The sequence below is a fragment of the Pseudomonas sp. SDO5591_S426 genome, from assembly GCF_054070755.1.
In genome coordinates this window covers 13,638-31,053 of sequence record NZ_JBSVXD010000058.1, presented here as the reverse complement: position 1 = coordinate 31,053, position 17,416 = coordinate 13,638, and the positions used below count along the sequence as shown (strand labels likewise).

14 protein-coding genes are annotated in these 17,416 nt (G+C 61.2%); 13 read left to right on the top strand and 1 reads right to left on the bottom strand.

Features of this window, described 5'->3' with window-relative positions; translation table 11 throughout:
- Positions 1 to 87 precede the first annotated feature (87 nt).
- Entirely contained in the window at positions 88 to 1,785 is a 1,698-nt protein-coding gene (locus ACW9JC_RS14060) for a sulfatase-like hydrolase/transferase (protein WP_457455472.1), read from the bottom strand.
- A gap of 390 nt (positions 1,786 to 2,175) precedes the next feature.
- On the opposite strand from ACW9JC_RS14060, the gene ACW9JC_RS14055 reads away from it, so the two are divergent.
- The 13 genes from ACW9JC_RS14055 to ACW9JC_RS13995 are packed head-to-tail and all read left to right on the top strand — an operon-like array spanning position 2,176 to position 17,415.
- On the top strand, positions 2,176 to 3,528 hold the full coding sequence (locus tag ACW9JC_RS14055) for a UDP-glucose dehydrogenase family protein (RefSeq protein WP_457455469.1): 1,353 nt from the start codon (positions 2,176 to 2,178) through the stop codon (positions 3,526 to 3,528).
- Positions 3,525 to 4,586: an NAD-dependent epimerase gene (locus ACW9JC_RS14050; RefSeq protein ID WP_457455467.1), complete on the top strand. Its 1,062-nt coding sequence runs from the start codon at positions 3,525 to 3,527 to the stop codon at positions 4,584 to 4,586. The genes ACW9JC_RS14055 and ACW9JC_RS14050 overlap by 4 nt, the downstream gene beginning before the upstream one ends.
- Positions 4,583 to 5,329 (top strand): sugar transferase, encoded by a 747-nt coding sequence (locus tag ACW9JC_RS14045; RefSeq protein ID WP_457455465.1) that lies wholly within the window; start codon positions 4,583 to 4,585, stop codon positions 5,327 to 5,329. The genes ACW9JC_RS14050 and ACW9JC_RS14045 overlap by 4 nt, the downstream gene beginning before the upstream one ends.
- Positions 5,329 to 5,976 (top strand): CpsD/CapB family tyrosine-protein kinase, encoded by a 648-nt coding sequence (locus tag ACW9JC_RS14040; protein WP_338581710.1) that lies wholly within the window; start codon positions 5,329 to 5,331, stop codon positions 5,974 to 5,976. The genes ACW9JC_RS14045 and ACW9JC_RS14040 overlap by 1 nt, the downstream gene beginning before the upstream one ends.
- Positions 5,977 to 5,999: 23 nt before the next feature.
- Positions 6,000 to 7,025 carry a polysaccharide biosynthesis/export family protein gene (locus ACW9JC_RS14035; RefSeq protein WP_338581711.1) on the top strand — a complete coding sequence of 342 codons (1,026 nt, stop codon included), beginning with the start codon at positions 6,000 to 6,002 and terminating at the stop codon, positions 7,023 to 7,025.
- Positions 7,026 to 7,042: 17 nt separating this feature from the next.
- Complete coding sequence (locus tag ACW9JC_RS14030; RefSeq protein ID WP_338581712.1) at positions 7,043 to 8,635, top strand: GumC family protein; 1,593 nt, start codon at positions 7,043 to 7,045, stop codon at positions 8,633 to 8,635.
- Positions 8,620 to 9,726 carry a glycosyltransferase family 4 protein gene (locus ACW9JC_RS14025; RefSeq protein WP_457455462.1) on the top strand — a complete coding sequence of 369 codons (1,107 nt, stop codon included), beginning with the start codon at positions 8,620 to 8,622 and terminating at the stop codon, positions 9,724 to 9,726. The genes ACW9JC_RS14030 and ACW9JC_RS14025 overlap by 16 nt, the downstream gene beginning before the upstream one ends.
- Positions 9,723 to 11,090 (top strand): O-antigen ligase family protein, encoded by a 1,368-nt coding sequence (locus tag ACW9JC_RS14020; RefSeq protein WP_457455460.1) that lies wholly within the window; start codon positions 9,723 to 9,725, stop codon positions 11,088 to 11,090. The genes ACW9JC_RS14025 and ACW9JC_RS14020 overlap by 4 nt, the downstream gene beginning before the upstream one ends.
- On the top strand, positions 11,087 to 12,055 hold the full coding sequence (locus tag ACW9JC_RS14015) for a glycosyltransferase (RefSeq protein ID WP_457455458.1): 969 nt from the start codon (positions 11,087 to 11,089) through the stop codon (positions 12,053 to 12,055). The genes ACW9JC_RS14020 and ACW9JC_RS14015 overlap by 4 nt, the downstream gene beginning before the upstream one ends.
- The gene (locus ACW9JC_RS14010; RefSeq protein WP_457455456.1) at positions 12,048 to 13,184 is read left to right on the top strand and encodes a glycosyltransferase; all 1,137 of its coding nucleotides are present in this window, start codon (positions 12,048 to 12,050) and stop codon (positions 13,182 to 13,184) included. Before ACW9JC_RS14015 ends, ACW9JC_RS14010 begins: the two co-directional genes overlap by 8 nt.
- A 12-nt stretch (positions 13,185 to 13,196) precedes the next feature.
- Positions 13,197 to 14,198: a polysaccharide deacetylase family protein gene (locus tag ACW9JC_RS14005; RefSeq protein ID WP_457455454.1), complete on the top strand. Its 1,002-nt coding sequence runs from the start codon at positions 13,197 to 13,199 to the stop codon at positions 14,196 to 14,198.
- Positions 14,195 to 15,499: a lipopolysaccharide biosynthesis protein gene (locus tag ACW9JC_RS14000; RefSeq protein WP_338581719.1), complete on the top strand. Its 1,305-nt coding sequence runs from the start codon at positions 14,195 to 14,197 to the stop codon at positions 15,497 to 15,499. Before ACW9JC_RS14005 ends, ACW9JC_RS14000 begins: the two co-directional genes overlap by 4 nt.
- Positions 15,496 to 17,415: a hypothetical protein gene (locus tag ACW9JC_RS13995; protein ID WP_457455452.1), complete on the top strand. Its 1,920-nt coding sequence runs from the start codon at positions 15,496 to 15,498 to the stop codon at positions 17,413 to 17,415. The genes ACW9JC_RS14000 and ACW9JC_RS13995 overlap by 4 nt, the downstream gene beginning before the upstream one ends.
- Position 17,416: the final 1 nt, after the last annotated feature.

Below are 17,416 nucleotides of genomic sequence, written 5' to 3'. Positions count from 1 at the left end.
TGGGTTTGAACACAGATGTTGTGTGCAACCGATAACCCTGTGGGAGCGAGCTTGCTCGCGATAGCGTCGGCTCAGGCAATCAGAAAATCACTGCCCCACTGCCACACTGGCAGGCACCTCGGATGGCGTCACAATGCTGCCCAAATCAATATGCTTCCACTCCGGCTTCGCCCCCAACCGCGCATTGAATCGATAGTTGAACGTGAACTCGTCCGTCGTCGGCACACTCAACGGTTTGCCGTACACCGCCTCCACACCCGCCAGGTCATACCCCATCAACTGCAGCAAAGTCGGAAAGATGTTGTAGTGGCTGGAGCGATCCTTGTTGCCGGCCAGTTGTGCCTGCCAGTCGAGCGTCTTCAAGCCGCTGCCCTGAATCACCACCAACGGCACCAACCCTTCCTCCTCCACCGGGTCGCCACCGCAATGGGTGTTCAAGCCGGGATTGCCTCGTTCGTGCAGATCCTGGCCGTGATCCGAGGTGTAGATCAGCAAAGCGTTGTTCAAATTGGCCTGGGCAAACACCCGTGAAAAAAACTCGCCGACGTTCCACAGCAAGGTGTTTTTGTAGGCGTTGCGGTACAGCAGCCAATCATCCGGCTGACCATTGAAACCGTTACGCTCACCGGTTTCCGCCACTTCCACGAACTGTCCGCGAGGCAGCGTCGGACGATAGGCCATGAAGCCGTCCGGATACTTGTCGTGCACCGGGAAATGCGCGCCGACCTTGTTGATCACCACCAGTTGCGGCTGGTCGTCGTTGAGCAATTCGATCAGCTTTGCCGCTGCAGCCATGTCACGGTCGCGCACGCTGGTCTGGTCGAATTGCACGAACTCGTCGATGTCCTTTTTCTCGGTCTCGGTCATCAGGTTCTGCAAGTTGCCGCCGGTGCGCTGGCCATCGATGTAGACCGTGTGCAGGCCGGCCTTTTTCGCGTACTGCCAGATCGACGGCAGCGTGCTGTTGATCCGCACGTAGTCGGCACGAGTGCCGCCATAGCGCAGGGTGACGTTGGTATCGACGCTGCAATTGGCGATCGAAGCGGCGTAGCCGTAGTTGAAGATATCAACGCCGGAATGCGGCTCCTTCAGGTTGCTGTGCACACCGAACGGCGCGTTGATGTCCAGGTAGTTGCCGGAAATGCTCTCGTCGATGATCAGCACGATATCGTGGTTAACCGGTTGCTCGATGCGCGCCAGGCTCACCGGCTCGCGCGGGCCGACGGTGTTGTGCAGGGACTCGTAGGCGAACAGGTTGAGGTAGGCCAACGGCGTATACATCTGCGGTAACCCGCGCGCGCCCTCGCCCGCCCGTACGAACAGCACCGCACTGAGCAACAACACCCCCAACACCGGCGCCGCCACCATCAACGCTCCCGGCACCGGCGTTTGTCGACGCGGCTTGAGGCCGATGCCCAACAGCAACGGCAATCCACCGAGCACACCGCCGATGATCGCATCGCGGTACTGGTACAGCGCCTCTTCGATGAAACCACCGGAATACACCAGCGAGACGAAACTGCTGTAAGTCAGGTAGTCAGCGGTAACCCGCGAATAAACATCAAAGAACACCGCCGAACCAAACATTGCCAATGCGAAACAATGCCGAACAAGTGTCTGACGAATGTTCGCCGCCATGAATAAAGCAATAGTCAGTACAACAAACATCCCGACAAATAATAACAACGGGAAGCCAATTCCGATCGCGCTTATACGCCCAAAGTAATAGTCGTAATGGGTAATCAAATAGACAGCAATTAATATTTCTTTGAGATATCTAATCATTAGCTTTCCGGTACTCGTTCTCGCGGGCGGCCAATAGTTTGTCGGCCATTTTTTGACACTAGCACCGGGCCATCAAAGCGCAAGAAATGGCGCAAATGAGAAGAAAGCGTCAAAAAAAAAACGTCTCAAACCTGACACACTCAAGTGCCTATAACCCTTGAATTTAAAGCCCTACGACCGTTTATCGCTTTCTCGAAAATCTTCGCGATGCCGCAAAAATCCGTCAAAGCGAGCAGGGGCAAGCGCTTGATGGCAATTGGCCCCCCAAAACCGGGGGTGTCTTACTCTTTTAACATGTCATTTTGCTGACACGGTTTGCCAAGGCTGGGCTATACCCCTTTTGACAGTCCCATTTCTGATCTTTCCAGCGAACTTACGAGGCACGCCAATATGGACGTGAGCGTATTTGGTACGGGCTATGTTGGCCTGATACAAGCAGCGGCACTGGCCGATGTCGGACATCGTGTCTTATGTGTCGACATTGATCCGAACAAGATCAAGCAGTTGCAACAAGCAGTTCCACCAATTAGTGAACCGGGCCTGTCCGGAACGCTGGAAGAGAACATCAAGGCCGGTCGGTTGCTCTTCTCCACCCAGGCCAGCGATGCCGTCGAACACGCCGAGCTGATCTTCATCGCCGTCGGCACACCCGCCGATGAGGATGGTTCCGCTGACTTGACCCATGTGCTGAATGTGGCCCGGCAGATCGCCAGCTACATGGAGGCCGATCGCACCCTGATCATCAAGTCCACCGTGCCGGTCGGCACCGCCGACCAGGTCGCCGCCACCGCCCTCAAGGAATTGCAGCGCCGGGACAAAAACGCGCTGAGGGTGCGGGTGGTGTCGAACCCCGAATTTCTCAAGGAAGGCAGTGCCTTGGCCGACTGCATGCGGCCAGACCGGATCATTGTCGGCACCGATGATGACGAAGCCCGCAGTCAGATGAGCGAGCTGTACGCGCCCTTCTGCCGCAATCATGAAAAGCTGATGTTCATGGACAACCGCAGCGCCGAGCTGACCAAGTACGCAGCGAACGCGATGCTCGCCACGCGCATCAGTTTCATGAACGAACTGGCCAACCTCACCGAGCTGCTCGGCGCCGACATCGAAGCGGTGCGCAAGGGCATCGGTTCGGACCCGCGCATCGGCTACCACTTCATCTATCCCGGTTGCGGCTTCGGCGGCTCGTGCTTCCCCAAGGATCTGCGTGCACTGCTGCACACCGCCGAACACAACGGCATGCCGTTGCGCCTGTTGCGCAGCGTCACCGACGTCAACGACAGCCAGCGCCACATTTTATTCAGCAAGCTCAAGGCGCAATTCCCCCAAGGGCTGGCCGGCAAGTCCATCGCGATCTGGGGCCTGGCGTTCAAGCCCAACACCGATGACATGCGCGAAGCCCCCAGCCGCTACTTGATGGATGCGCTGTGGGCCGAAGGCGCCAGCGTGCAGGCGTATGACCCGGAAGCGATGTCCGAATGCCGGCGCATCTACGGTTACCGCAACGATCTGCACCTGTGCGCCACCCGCGACGACACCCTGGAAGATGCCGATGCACTGGTGATCTGCACCGAATGGAAGAACTTCCGCGTGGTCGACTTCGACCTGCTGGCGAGCAAACTGCGTTCACGGGTGATCATCGACGGGCGCAACCTGTACAACCCCGAGCACGTGGCGGCGGCCGGCCTGCACTACAGCGGCATCGGCTTGCGTCACGTCGTTCCCGAGGCGCCGCGCCCATGAAGACTCTCGTGACCGGAGCCGCCGGATTCATTGGTGCCCATTGTGTGTTGCGGCTGTTGCGCGACGGGCATCAGGTGGTCGGCCTGGATAATTTCAACGACTACTACGACCCGCAACTCAAGCACGATCGCGTGCGTTGGGTGCAGGAGCAGGTCGGCCATTTCCAGCTCGCAACGGTTGACCTGGCCGATGCCCCGGCCATTGAAAACCTGTTTGCCCGTGAACAACCCGAAGTAGTGATCAACCTCGCGGCCCAGGCCGGGGTGCGTTACTCGCTGGACAATCCCCGGGCCTACCTCGACAGCAATCTGAGCGGTTTTCTGAACATCCTCGAAAGCTGCCGTCATCACCCGGTCAAGCATCTGATCTACGCCTCGTCCAGTTCGGTGTACGGCGCCAACCAGCACACGCCCTACTCCGTGCAGGACGGCGTTGATCACCCGCTGTCGCTGTACGCCGCGACCAAGAAAGCCAATGAACTGATGGCCCACAGTTACAGCCATCTGTTCGGCATTCCCTGCACCGGCCTGCGTTTTTTTACGGTGTACGGTCCCTGGGGCCGGCCCGACATGTCGCCGATCCAGTTCGCCCGGGCGATTGCCGAGGGGCGGCCGCTGAAGCTGTTCAACTACGGCGAGCATCAACGCGACTTCACCTACATCGACGACATCATCGAAAGCATCGCCCGCCTGATCGACCGCGCGCCGCAAGCCAACCCTGAATGGGACCGTGAACAACCGGCCCCGGCCAGCAGCATGGCGCCCTGGCAGATCTTCAACATCGGCGGCCAGCACCCGGTGGAACTCAAGGCCTACCTGGCGCTGCTGGAAAAACACCTGGGGCAAAAAGCCCTGGTCGAGTTGCTGCCACTGCAACCCGGCGATGTGCTCAACACCTGCGCCGATGCCAGCGACCTGGCCCGCGCCACCGGTTTCCAGCCACGTATCGAGCTGGATGAAGGACTCGGGCGGTTCATCGCCTGGTTCCGCGATTACTACCCACTGCCTATCGCCCATGCGCCGCTCGCGGCTGAATTACAGCGGAGGACTGCCCAATGACAGGACATGAAAAAGGTGTACCGATCCAACAGCTGCGGCGTGACAAACGCATGGACCCCGAACACCGGATGCGCCTCGACGCGGCGATCCACATGCAGGGGCGCGGCTGGGTGACGGGCCGGGACGGCGGCCGGCCATGGACGTTGTCGCGAACCAATCGCGTGCTCGCCTGCGTCGGTGCACTGTTGATTCTGCTGCTGATTTCTCCGGTCCTGCTGGGCCTGGCACTGGCCATCAAGCTCACCAGCCCGGGTCCGGTGATGTTCGTGCAAAAGCGCACCGGTTACCGCGGTCGCATGTTCGGCATGTACAAGTTCCGCACCATGGTCGCCAACGCCGAAGAGCTCAAGGAGTCCCTGCGGCATCTGAACAAACACGGAAAGGACGCCATCGATTTCAAGATCGACAAGGACCCGCGCATCACCGGCATCGGCGGTTTCCTGCGGCGCACAAGCCTCGACGAACTGCCGAACCTGATCAACGTAGTGACCGGCGACATGCGCCTGGTAGGCCCGCGGCCCACCTCGTTCAACGCCTATCGCTACAAGGACAATCACCTCGCGCGCCTGAGCATCTACCCCGGCATGACCGGCCTATGGCAGATCTCCGGGCGCAGCAACATCGACTTCGACCAGCGCGTTGAGTTGGACCTCAGCTATATCGCCGAGCAGAGCCTGCTGCTTGATCTGAAGATCCTGTTGAAAACCCCCTTCAAAGTATTCAGCGGCCACGGAGCAAGCTAATGGACGGTTCAACTGCAAAGAGTCTCAGCATCGCCAACCCGAGCGAGTCCAACCTGGCCTCGACCGTGCTCGATCAGGATGTGCGCATCCTGTTCATGACCGCCGCCAACCCCGGCGCAGGCACGACCACCAGCGCCCTGGCACTGGCCAGCCAACTGGCACAAATGAGCAGCGGCCAGGTGCTGCTGGTGGACAGCAGCCAGTCCTCGACCAACCTCACCCATCAGCTCGGGCTGACCAAGGAGCGCGGTTTTCGCGACCTGCTATTCAACACCCAGAGCCCGCCGCTGTTGCAGGACTGCGTGGTGGACGTGTCCAGCCTGCCCTTTCACGTGCTGCCATATGGGCGTTTTTCCCGCGGCAGCGAACACCTGACACCGGAGCGCCTGAGCCCGTTGCTCGACCAGCTCGGCAGCCGTTATCGCTTCGTGGTGATTGACGGCGACGCGGTGTATTCGGCCGCCGACACCCTGGTCATCAGTACGCAGGTGGACGGCGTGATCATGGTCGTGCGCTCCGAAGACACCCGCTGGGAAGTGGCCCAGGCCGCGGTCCAGCGCCTGACCCAGGCCGGCGCGAAACTGGTCGGCAGCGTGTTCAACCGGCGTAAGTACTACATGCCCAAGTGGCTCTACAAAAACCTGTAAGCAAACGCAAAAAGGATGACGCCATGAACGCCAAGATGCTTGTCCTGCTGTTGCTGCCGCTTGCAGGTTGCACCAGCACTTCCGAAACCCAGAACATGCCGGTGAATATCCTCACGGCCTCACCGGCCAACGCCCAGGCCACCGACATGCCCAAGGTCGAACAGACCTTGCGCCCGCAGGATGTGCTGGACGTGATCTTCCACATCAGCACCAGTGGCTCGGATGCCTATCGCATTCAGTCCGGTGACCAGGTCGGCCTGAACTTCACCGCCGCCAGCCAGCTCAACGGCAATCAACTGGTGCTGCCGGACGGCAGCATCGAACTGCCGGGCGCCAACACCTCGGTGAAAATCGCCGGGCTGACCAGCGACGAAGCACGTACCGAAATCCAGCGCGCCTACAACCGCAAAGCCTTGTTCCAGCCCAACCGCAATCAGCTGAGCGTGCAGATCATCAGTCCGCTGACCAACGAGCAAAACATGAAAAGCGCGTTGAATCACCCGGCCACCGGCATGAGCCGCGAGATCACCGTGGGCACCGACGGCTACGCCAGTTTCCCGGAAATCGGCGCCGTGCCGCTGCAAGGCATGACCGTCAATCAACTGGAAGCCTTCCTCAATAAAAAGTACGCGCAACTGCCGGGACGGATGACCGTCGACGTGCTGCTCAAATCCACCGCGGGCAACGAAATCTACGTGCTTGGCGAGGTCGGCCAACCGGGTTCCTACCCGATCCGCCGTCCGGTCTCGGTGCTCGAAGCCCTGACCCTGGCCCGTGGTTCCAACGTCAAGGCGCGCCTGGATTCCGTGGTGATCATGCGGCGCAACGGCAATCAGGTTGAAGCCCGTCGCTACGACGTGGAAAAAGCCCTGGCCGGTGATGCCTCGCAGATCGCCTACCTGCAACCGGACGACATGCTCTATGTGCCCAAGACCAAACTGGCCAGCGCCGGTGAACTCGCACGGCAACTGGCGGATGTGGTGCTGTTCCAGGGTGTGGGCTTCAGCTTCGGCTACCGCGTCGACAACAAAGACAGTGACAGCAACTAACTCTCAGGTGATCTGACATGAATCCAAAGGAAAACTACCTGCACGAGTTCTTCAGGATCTTCTTCGCCAACAAGCAGTTGGTGAAGCGCATATTCCTGATCTTTGCGGTGATCGCTCTGGTGCTGCCACTGGTGCTCAAGCAAAGCTTCGACATCACCGCCCAGGTGATCGTGCAGTCGAAAAAACTCTCCCAGGGCGACGCCACCACGTCGCTGAATCAGGAAAACGCGCAGTTCATTCCGCCGTCGCTGGCCGACATGGAAACCGAGAGCAACATCCTGCGCTCACCGGCGCTGATTCGGCAGACCATCAGCGAGCAGCGGGACAAGGGCGAATACAGCCCGCCTCCCGGCATGCTCAACAAACTGCTGGCGCAACCGTTCAAGAAGTACGTCAGCACACCGCTGCGTGAGAACGTGATCAACCCGATGAAATCGGCGCTGGGCATGGAAACCGATCCAGTGCGCGACACCACGCTCGATGGCTTGACCCAACAAGCCATCGACAGCCTGAAGATCGAAACCCTGCCGGGTTCCAACGTGATCTCGATCATCTACAGCTTCCCCGATCCGGCCCAGGGCACCAAGTTCGTCGCCGCGCTGCTGCAAAACTACCTGGTCAGCCGTCAGGCGCTGCAATCGATCGACTTGCCCCAGAGCTTCTACGAAACCAAGAAAATGCAGTACCAGGTGCGCCTCGATGGCCTGGAAGGCAATCGGCAGGATTTGCTGGGCGCTATCGGCGCGTCCGATCCCAAGGAAGAGATTACCTTCCGCCTGAACGCGATCAACACCGAGGAGCAAGCGCTCAACCTGTACCGTGACCGCTTGCTGCAAAGCCAACGCTGGCTCGACTACCTGAAAACCAGCCTGGCCGCCGCCAGCAATTCCAAGCTCAATGACTACACCTTCCCCTACACCTTCACCACCACCGTGGACAATGTTGCCTTCGAAGACCGCGAGATCAAACAGATGGGTGAAGCGCTGACCACACAAGTCAGCCGCTACATGAACGACCTCGCCATCTTCCAGCCAAGCAGTGAACCGATGCTGCTGACCCGCGAGCAAATCGCCCGCACCCGCCAGCAGTTCTTGAAAGTGGTGAGCAACCGGATTCAGGAGCGCACCAACGACCTGGCGATTGTCAGTTCGGTGATCGACCAGAAAACCGCACGCATCGCCGAGTTCAAGAACCGCATCCACCAGTTGCAGGAAACCCAGAGCAAGCTGCGCCAGGTAGACACCGAGATTGACGCCCTGCACGCGGCCTTCTCCACCTACGCCCAGCGCTTTGCCGAAAGCAGCACAGCCCGTTCGCTGGACAATGACCTGTCCAACGCCCGCGTCCTGAGCCCGCCGTTCGAGCCGACCGAAGCGGCGTTTCCCAAACCGCTGCTGATCATTCCGTTCGGCTTGTTCACCGGTTTGTTGCTGGCGATTGCCTTCGTCTACGTGCGTGAGTTCTTCGATCATCGCTTCAAGCATCCTGCGCAAATCACCCACGAACTGGGCCTGCCGGTGCTGCTGGTGATCAACGATCAGAACGTGGAGCCGAGCAATCCACACCGGAACTGGAGCGTGCCGAGCTTCGTCCATTGGGTGCGCAATTGAACGCGTCCCTGCACAGCAAGCCATCCCTGCCGATCATTCATTTGCTCAGCAGTGGTGGCTTCTATGGGGCCGAGCGCATGTTGCTCGACCACTGCCTGGCGACGCCGGGGCAACATCAGGTGCTGTTTCTCGATGCACCGTACGAGTTGCTCGCGCGGTTTCGCGAGGCCGGGGTCGACTGTCGCGGTTGCACGGGGCTGGGGGCGTTGCTGGCACATTTGCGCCAGCGGCGGGCCGAGCGGCCGCTGATCAACACGCACAATTTCAAGGGCCTGTTGTTCGGCTGGGTCGGCGCAACCTTGTTGCGCCTGCCGCTGGTAATCACGCAACACGGTTTCACGCCGCGCAGTCGCAAACAGAAGTTCTACACCTGGCTGAGCCTGCAACTGTGCCGCACCGCGTCGGTCAATCGCGTGGTCTGCGTCGCCGAAAGCATTGCCGTGCTGCACCGCCAGGCCAGTGTGCGAGCGGAGAAACTGCAAGTGATCCCCAACGGCCTGCCGGCGACCCACGACCAGCAGCCACAGACCGCACAACGTCAGCGCTGGCTGGCCGGATACGTCGGGCGCCTGAGCAGTGAAAAAGGCCCCGACCTGTTTCTCGATGCGCTGATTCCGCTGTGTCAGCAATACCCGCAACTGGACGCCGTGATGCTCGGCGACGGCCCGGAACGGGACAGCCTGCTGACGCGCATCGTTGAAGCCGGTTTGCAGGAGCGCATCACCCTGCCCGGTTACCAGACCGACATGCGCCTGTGGTGGCGGCAACTCGATGCGCTGGTGATCAGCTCGCGCACCGAAGGCACGCCGATGATTCTGCTCGAAGCCATGCAGGCCGGCGTGCCGGTGGTGGCGTTTGGTGTCGGCGGGATTCCCGATGTGCTGGAAGACCGGCACAACGGCCTGCTGGCGTCACCCGCCGACAGCGCCGCCCTCGCGAGGCAGATCGGCACTCTGCTGCGTGATCCGACGCTGGCACAAGAGTTGAGCGACAACGCAAGACGTACGCAACTGGATCGCTACGACCTCAAGGCCCTGGCCGAAAGCTGGTCGCAGCTTTATATCCGTACCGCACGGGAGGCACGCGCGTGATTTTTCCGCTCTCGATCGTCAGTTTGTTTGGTTTGGTCTGCCTCGTGTTGCTGGCCAGCCCTTATCCGTTTCTGGCGCCGGGAGCGGTGCTGGGCCTGGTCGGTTTCGCCGTGCTGTATCGCAAACCGGCCTGGGGCCTGTTGGGTATTGCCGCGCTGATACCGCTGGAAGGTTTCTTCAAGGACAGCGCGTTGTCGGGCACCAAGCTGATCGGTGCCTCACTGGCGCTGATCCTGATGCTGCAACTGGCGATGCACCAGATTCCGTCCGAACGCCTGCGCAGCAATATCTGGCGCTATCTGATCGGCTTCATGGCCCTTTACCTGCTGAGCCTGCTCAACACCGATGACATGGGCATGTCGCTGGGGCATCTGCGGGAACTGAGCGTCGGCCTGATCCTGTTCGTGATCACGCTGTTGATCGGTCGTGAAATGAACCTGGATCTGTTCGCCAAACTGGTCACCCTCAGCGTCACCCTGACCTGTGCGCTGGCGATGTTTTCCAGCAAGTATCAGGACCAGGGCCGCGCCGCCGGCCTGCTGGAAGACCCGAACGCCTTTGCCATGCTGATCGCCTTCGCCGTACCGCTGGCGTTGCTGCTGGTGATCCGCAGCCCGAACCTGCTGCATCGCCTGTTCTGGCTGGGTTGCTTCATTTTGCTGCTGGGCGGCATGACCAAGACTGAATCGCGCTCGGGGCTGGTGGTGTTGTTCCTCAGCCTGATGATCGGCGCCTGGCACTACCGCGCGCATTTGCCGCGCATTCGTCCGCGCCACCTGGGCTTTGCCATGCTCGGCTTCGCGATCATCGTGCCGCTGGCAATTTATGCGATGCCGCCCGGTTACGTCGCGCGCATCCAGTCGTTGAGCATTTTGAGTTCCGGTGCCAAGGCCCAGGACGAATCCCTCGGCCGCCGCGCTTCGTACATCGTGGTCGGCAGCCAGATGATCCAGCAGAACCCGCTGCTGGGCACCGGCCCCGGCACCTTCCCGCTGCACTACGCCACCACCGGTTACGCCAAGGCGTTTTCCGCCAACCGCAAAATCGGTGACCTGTATCGCCGCGCCCACAACACCTACCTGGAAATCTTCAGTGAACTGGGGATTCCCGCCGGGCTGTTGTTCGTCGGCATGCTTGGCCTGGGCTTGTACAACCTGATATGCGCCCGACGGGCCTGGATACAGCGCCGCAACTGGCAGCAGGCCGACCTGTTGACGCACCTGGGCATGAGTTTCCTGTCGTTGACGCTGTTCCTGATGTTCCTCAGTGCACCGAATCAAAAGTACGTGTGGATCATGCTCGCCATGACCAGCGTGCTGCGTCTGAAAGCCGAAGAAAGTCCAATCCCGGAGGCCAAGGCATGAGCCGCATCAGTATCGTCATCCCGATGTACAACGAAGCCCGGCACATCGCCCGCACCCTGCTGGCTGCACAACGGGCCGCCAATGTTGCCGGCCTGGAATGCGAGTTGATCGTGGTCGATAACGGCTCGCAGGATCAGGGGCCGGAGATTGCCCGGCAATTCGGCGCGCAGGTGCTGGTCATACCCGGCGTGCTGATCGGCGCCCTGCGCAACCGGGGCACCGAGGTCGCTACCGGTGACTGGCTGGCGTTCATCGACGCCGACATCGAAATGCCTGAAGACTGGCTCACCCATCTGCTGAAGCTGGAGGATGCCGGCGTTGCCGACGTGTTCAGTCTGGACTTGCACACCCCGGCCCAAGCACCGTGGTACGCCACGGCCTGGCAACGACGGACCCTGCGCCCCTCCAGGCATACCGTGCAAATGGTCGACTGGCTGCCCAGCGCCAACCTGCTGATGCGCCGCGCATGGTTCGACAAGGTCGGCGGTTTCAACGAAACCCTGCGCACCGGTGAGGACAAGGATTTCACCCTGCGCCAGAGCGCCAGCGGTGCGCGGCTGATGTCGATCAACGAAAACATCGCCCTGCACTGGGGTTACGAAATGAACTGGCGCGAGTGGATGGGCAAGGAAATGTGGCGCCAGGGCAGCCACCTGCAACTGTTGCGCACCCATGGCATGAGCCTGCGCCTGCTGCGCTTTCCACTGCTGTCACTGTGTGCCTGGCTGCTCGACCTGATGGCGATTTCTGCGCTGTTCAACGGCTTTCCTCACCATGCGCTGCTCATGGTGCTGCTGACCACTGTCCCGGCGCTGGTATTGAGCGTGCGCCAGACCGCCAAGCACCGGAATCCGTGCCTGACCGTTCAACTCTGGGGCCTGCATTGGGTGCGCCTGCACCTGGCCGGCGCCGCTTTCATTCTCAGTCTGTGTCATTGGAATGCCAGGAGGCCCGCCCGTGGCTGAACTCATTTTCTGGTTGTGCCTGTTATTACCGGTCTACGCCTACCTCGGCTACCCGTTGTTGCTGACCTTGCTCGCGCCGTTCTTTGCCGCGCGCCGGCACGGTCCGGCGGCGCCGATGGACGTGAGCATTGTGATTGCCGCGCACAACGAGGCGCGGCACATCGAAGAAAAACTGCGCACCGTGCTGGCCCAGGATTATCAGGCGCGCACGCTGCAAATCATTCTGGCCAGCGATGGCTCCACCGATGACACCGTGGCTTGCGCACGCAAGGTTGTCGACCCGCGCATCACCGTGCTCGACCTGCCCCGCCAGGGCAAGGCGGCGACATTGAATGCCGGTGCCGCGCTCAGTACCGGTGAAATTCTGGTGTTCACCGACGCCGACAACCAATGGTCCCACGACACCCTGGGCCATTTGCTCGCCCCGCTGGCTGATCCGCAAGTGGGCGCCTGCGCCGGGCACATGCTGATCCCGGTGACCGGCAAGGGCCTGAGCATCGGCGACAGCTTGTATCGGCACTACGAAGGCTGGCTGCGCTACGTGGAAAACCGCACCGGCTGCATGGTTTCCGCCGACGGCGCGCTGCTCGCCTTGCGTCGCGAGTTGTTCCAGAACGTGCCGGCCGAGGTCAACGATGACTTCTTTATCAGCACCTGCGCGCCGGTGGCGTTCAAGCGGATCATCTACGTGCCCGAAGCCCGGGTAATCGACACTGGCGTGGATGAAGCCGACAAGCAATTCCGCCGTCGCCAACGCGTGACCGTCGGCGGCCTGCAAAGCCTGGCCCAACGTCGCGAACTGCTCAATCCGCTGAAACATGGCCTGTATGCGATTGCGCTGATCAGCCACAAATTGATCCGACGCCTGGCACCGATCCTGTTGCTGCCACTGCTGCTGAGCAATTTCTGGCTGTGGGACGACCACGCTTTTTATCGCCTGAGCCTGATCGCGCAACTGCTGGGTTATTCGGCGGCCATCGCCGGCCTGCTGGATTCGCAACACCGCTTGCCCAAACCCTTTCGCCTCGCCGCGTTCCTCCTGGTGACCCTCGCCGGGATGAGCATCGGTCTGTGGCAGTTCCTGCGCGGCCAGCGTTATGCGCAATGGAACCCCGAGCAAAATCGTTGAGAGGCACGTGCCATGGCGATCAAACAATTACTAAAGCGCACCAGCGGCTGGCTGTACCTCAATTCCCCGGTGGGGCGCCAGCAACTGCACGGCGCCGGGGTGATCCTGATGTTGCATCGGGTGCTGGCCAACGATCACGCCGCCGAGCTGCCCCATCGCAATGAACTGTGCGTAGGGCCCAAGGCCTTTGAGCATTTGCTGGCCTGGTTGAAGAAACATTTCGATTGCGTGCCGCTGATGGAGATCCTGCATCCGGGCAGCCTCAAATACGAACGGCCGAAAGTTGCGTTGACCTTCGACGATGGCTGGCGCGACAACGCGGTGAATGCCTTCCCGCTGCTGCAAAAATATCAGGTGCCGGCGAGTATTTTTCTCTCCACCGATTTCATCGGCAGCCGCCAGCGTTTCTGGTGGGAAAGCATCGGCGAAACCCTGTGGAACAGCCACGGCGAAAAGGCTCGCATGCATTTGATCGAATGCTTGCAGCAACTGGGTCGACCGTTGCCGGTGCTGTGCGACGACCCGGATGTGCAACGGCGTAGCCTGGCGCTGCTGCATTTTTTGCAGAACCTGAAAACCCTGTCCCCGCACGACCTCAATCGCCTGACCGACGAGTGCCCGCAAGAGTCGTTGCCGCAAGCGCTGGACTGGCATCAAGTGCGTTCGCTGGAAGCCAGCGGCCTGATCCGTTTCGGCCCCCACGGCGCCAGTCACGCGATCCTCACCGGGCTCGACGATCAAACCCTGGATGAAGAATTGAGCCGCAGTCGCCAGGCATTGCTGAACGGCTGCAATCGCCCACTGCCGGTCTACTGCTACCCCAACGGCGACAACGACGAACGGGTCCGGCAACACGTGGCCGCGCATGACTTCCCGTTTGCCCTGGGCACCGGCACCGGCATCTATCGTGGCGCCGAAGATCCGCTGGCCCTGCCTCGGTTCGGCGTCAGCCAACGCACAGCGCGTAACCCGGAATTGTTGTCTTGGCGCATCTACCGTGGGGCGCGCCCATGAGTCGCAGCCATTACCTCAAACACCTGGCCCTGAGCATGGGCACCAAACTGGCAATGATCGGCCTGCGCTTGCTGCGCAATGTGTTGCTGGCGCGGATTCTCGGGCCGAGCGAACGCGGCCTGTTTGCCCTGCTCAGCACCCTGCCCGACCTGATCAGCGCCGCCACCAGCGGCGGGCTGAATTCGGCGGTGGGCTACCAGGCGGCCAAGCAACGGCCGATGGGATTGTTGCTCAGTCAGGTATTGGTCTTTGGTTGTCTGCTGGCGGGATTGCTGACTTTGCTGGTGGTGGCGCTGACCCGTGAGTTCGGCAGCGAACTGGACATCACCACCCAACTCGGCTTGCTCGCCTGGCTGTTGTTGCTGGCGGTGCCGTTGACCGTGCTCAAGAGCGGACTGCTGACACTGCACAACGCTTCGGGCGGCGTGGTGGCCTTCAACGCCTTGCGCCTGATCGAATCCCTGGCGCCGCTGCTGCTGTTCCTCGCCTTGTTCTGGATGTGGAAAAGCGCCGCGCTGGAAGCGGCGCTGATCAGCTGGTTGGCGGGCATCAGTCTGGTGGTGCTGGTGGGTTGGCTGTGGCTTAAACGCAATCAACCGCTGACCCTGCAATGGGACCGCGCCAGCCAGAACGAACTGCTGCGCTTCAGTGCCCGTAGCCATCCCGATTTACTCTTCCAGCAAGTGATCCTGCGCTCCGATTATCTGTTCATCGGCGCCCTGCTCGGCAGCACCGCGCTCGGTCATTACGCCATGGCCAGCGCCGCCGCCGAGTTGCTGCTGATTGTGCCGGAAGCGGTGACCACGCCGCTGATGAAACGCCTGCTGCAACAGGAAGAAGGCATTGAAAAAGTCACGCCTCTGGCCCTGCGCCTGACCGCGACAGTGATGCTCGGCGCGTGCCTGACCATGGCGGTGATCGGCGAATGGCTGATCGTCACCCTGTTCGGTGTCGCCTATCAGCCGGCTTATCCGGCCTTGCTGGCGCTGCTGCCGGGGCTGCTCGGCCTGTGCTACGCGAGCATCCTGCGCCTCGATTTGCTGGGCAAAGATCGCCCCGGTTCGATTTCCCTGTTGATGGGCCTCGGCGCCCTGCTCAATCTGGCGCTGAACCTGTTGCTGATCCCCGCCTACGGCATCGTCGGCGCAGCGGCGGCTTCGTCCATCGCTTACCTGGCGGTGACCATCGCGCTGCTGGTGATGTATTGCCGCTTGAGCCACGTTCCGCTGTGGCAAACACTGATCATCCTGCCCCGCGATGTGATGCCGATGCTGTACATCCTGCAACGGAAGTCGGCATGAAACATTTCGCGCTGGCGGTGAGCCTGGGACTGTCGCTCGACGCTTATGCCGGGCCGATGCGCTGGGCCGATATCCGTGACGGCAGTCTTTACCTGCAAACGGATCGCCCCGACACCGTGACCGTACGTTGGGTGCCGGCGTGGCAGGCGGACGCCAACGAAGAACACCTGTACTTGCTCGACGGCCAGGGCAAATTGGCCGGCGACCGGCCGATTGCCGCCAGTGAAACCCGTGGCAGCCAGAGTTGGCCGTTGGCACCGGGCGCCAGCAGTTATCGCCTGGAGATTCCCGGCTACAGTTTCCGCCGCTACAAGGTCGAGCACGACGAGCGCACAGTGGCGTTGTTCGCCCCGGCCAAGGTGCATTTCAGCGCGGAAACCCGCGACGGCGACGAGCTGTTTTTCAAGGTGGCGGCTGGCGAACACGCAGTGCTGGCGGGCAAGTTCCATGGGGGCGTCGGCGCCCTACAAGCGCAACGGGTCGGCGACGGTAAACAGGTGTCGCTGGCGCTGAAACCCTACCGCGCCTATTGGCAGTTCGATCAGGTCGCCTTGCCCGTGGCCACAGCCGATCAGGTCTGGCGCGTACGCCTGCAAGGCAGCGGCAAAGCGGCGTTCTGGCTCGACGGCACGGCCAACCTGTTCGCACAGAATCCGCAGCAGCTCAAACCGCTGCGTGAAGACGACGGCCAGACCCGCCTGACCTTGCACGACAAAGTTCTCGGCAACACGCCGAACCTGGGCATCGCCCTGCCCTACGTGATGCCGCCACCTTCCAGTTATGCCGTGCTCGACGCGATCAAACCGCAGGCCGGCGCCTATTACAGTTTCGTCGACATCACCGCAAAACAGCCGCACTACGAAGACGCGTTCCGCCAGTTGTATCAGGATCGCTTCGGCATCACCCAGGACATCACCCTGCTCGCCGGCAGCCAGCGTCAGGCCGACCTGCGCGCCGACACCATGAGCAATGCCGGCCTCGACGCCTGGCTGGCCGCGACCCGAGCCCTTGGCGGTAAAGGCACCCATTACATCGGTTTTGCCGACGAGCCGAACCTCAACTACCCGGACTACGCCAGCTATCAAAGCATTTTCACCAGCATGGCCCGGCAGGTGCGCAGCAACCCCGACAACGCCAAGGCTGGCGTGCGCATCGCCATGCCCGCCAGCTCACGGTTGGTCAACGGCCCGCTCGCCGACAACGCCGCCGACAAGCGCGGCATCGACTGGGCCAAACGACTGCTGAAGGAATCCGGCGATCAGGTCGATGCGCTGGCCTGGCACGAGTGGATGATTCGCGATCTGCTGGCGACCCGGGTTTACCGCGACAGCGTTCGGCGCGCCGCCGACCTCGTCGGTCTCGACGTCAATGGTCGGCCGCGCAAGGCCTTGCTGCTCGACCAGACCAACATGTCCAGCGGTTCGAGCCTGAGCCCTTACGATCAGGAAACCCACTTCGCCTCGTTGTGGTGGGCCTCGGTGGTCATCAATTCGTCCCAGGACGGTTTGCTGGAGATGCTCAACTGGTTCCAGGCCGCCGACGAACCCGAGTACCCCAAGGGCATGCTGCGGGTGAAGGGCAACGATCAGTTCGAGCTCAAACCGGTCGGCCTGGCTCAGCAGTTCATCGGCCAACACTGGCTGCACAACGTGATGTACCTGGAAAACGATGCCTTTGAAGTCGACGTGCTGGCCATGGCCGACGACAGCAAACGCAGCCTGCTGGGGGTCAACAAAGGCTCGCGTTTGCAGCATGTCAGCCTCAACGGCGCGGCGTGCCCATTGGCCAATGGCTCATTGCGTTATTTCGGCGCGGACAACCGCAGCCGCGACGCACCTTTGCGCTGCAACGACGGTCGCGTGAGCTTCGAGCTGCCAGGGCAAACCCTGTTCGCCCTGAGCTGGAAAGCCTCATGAC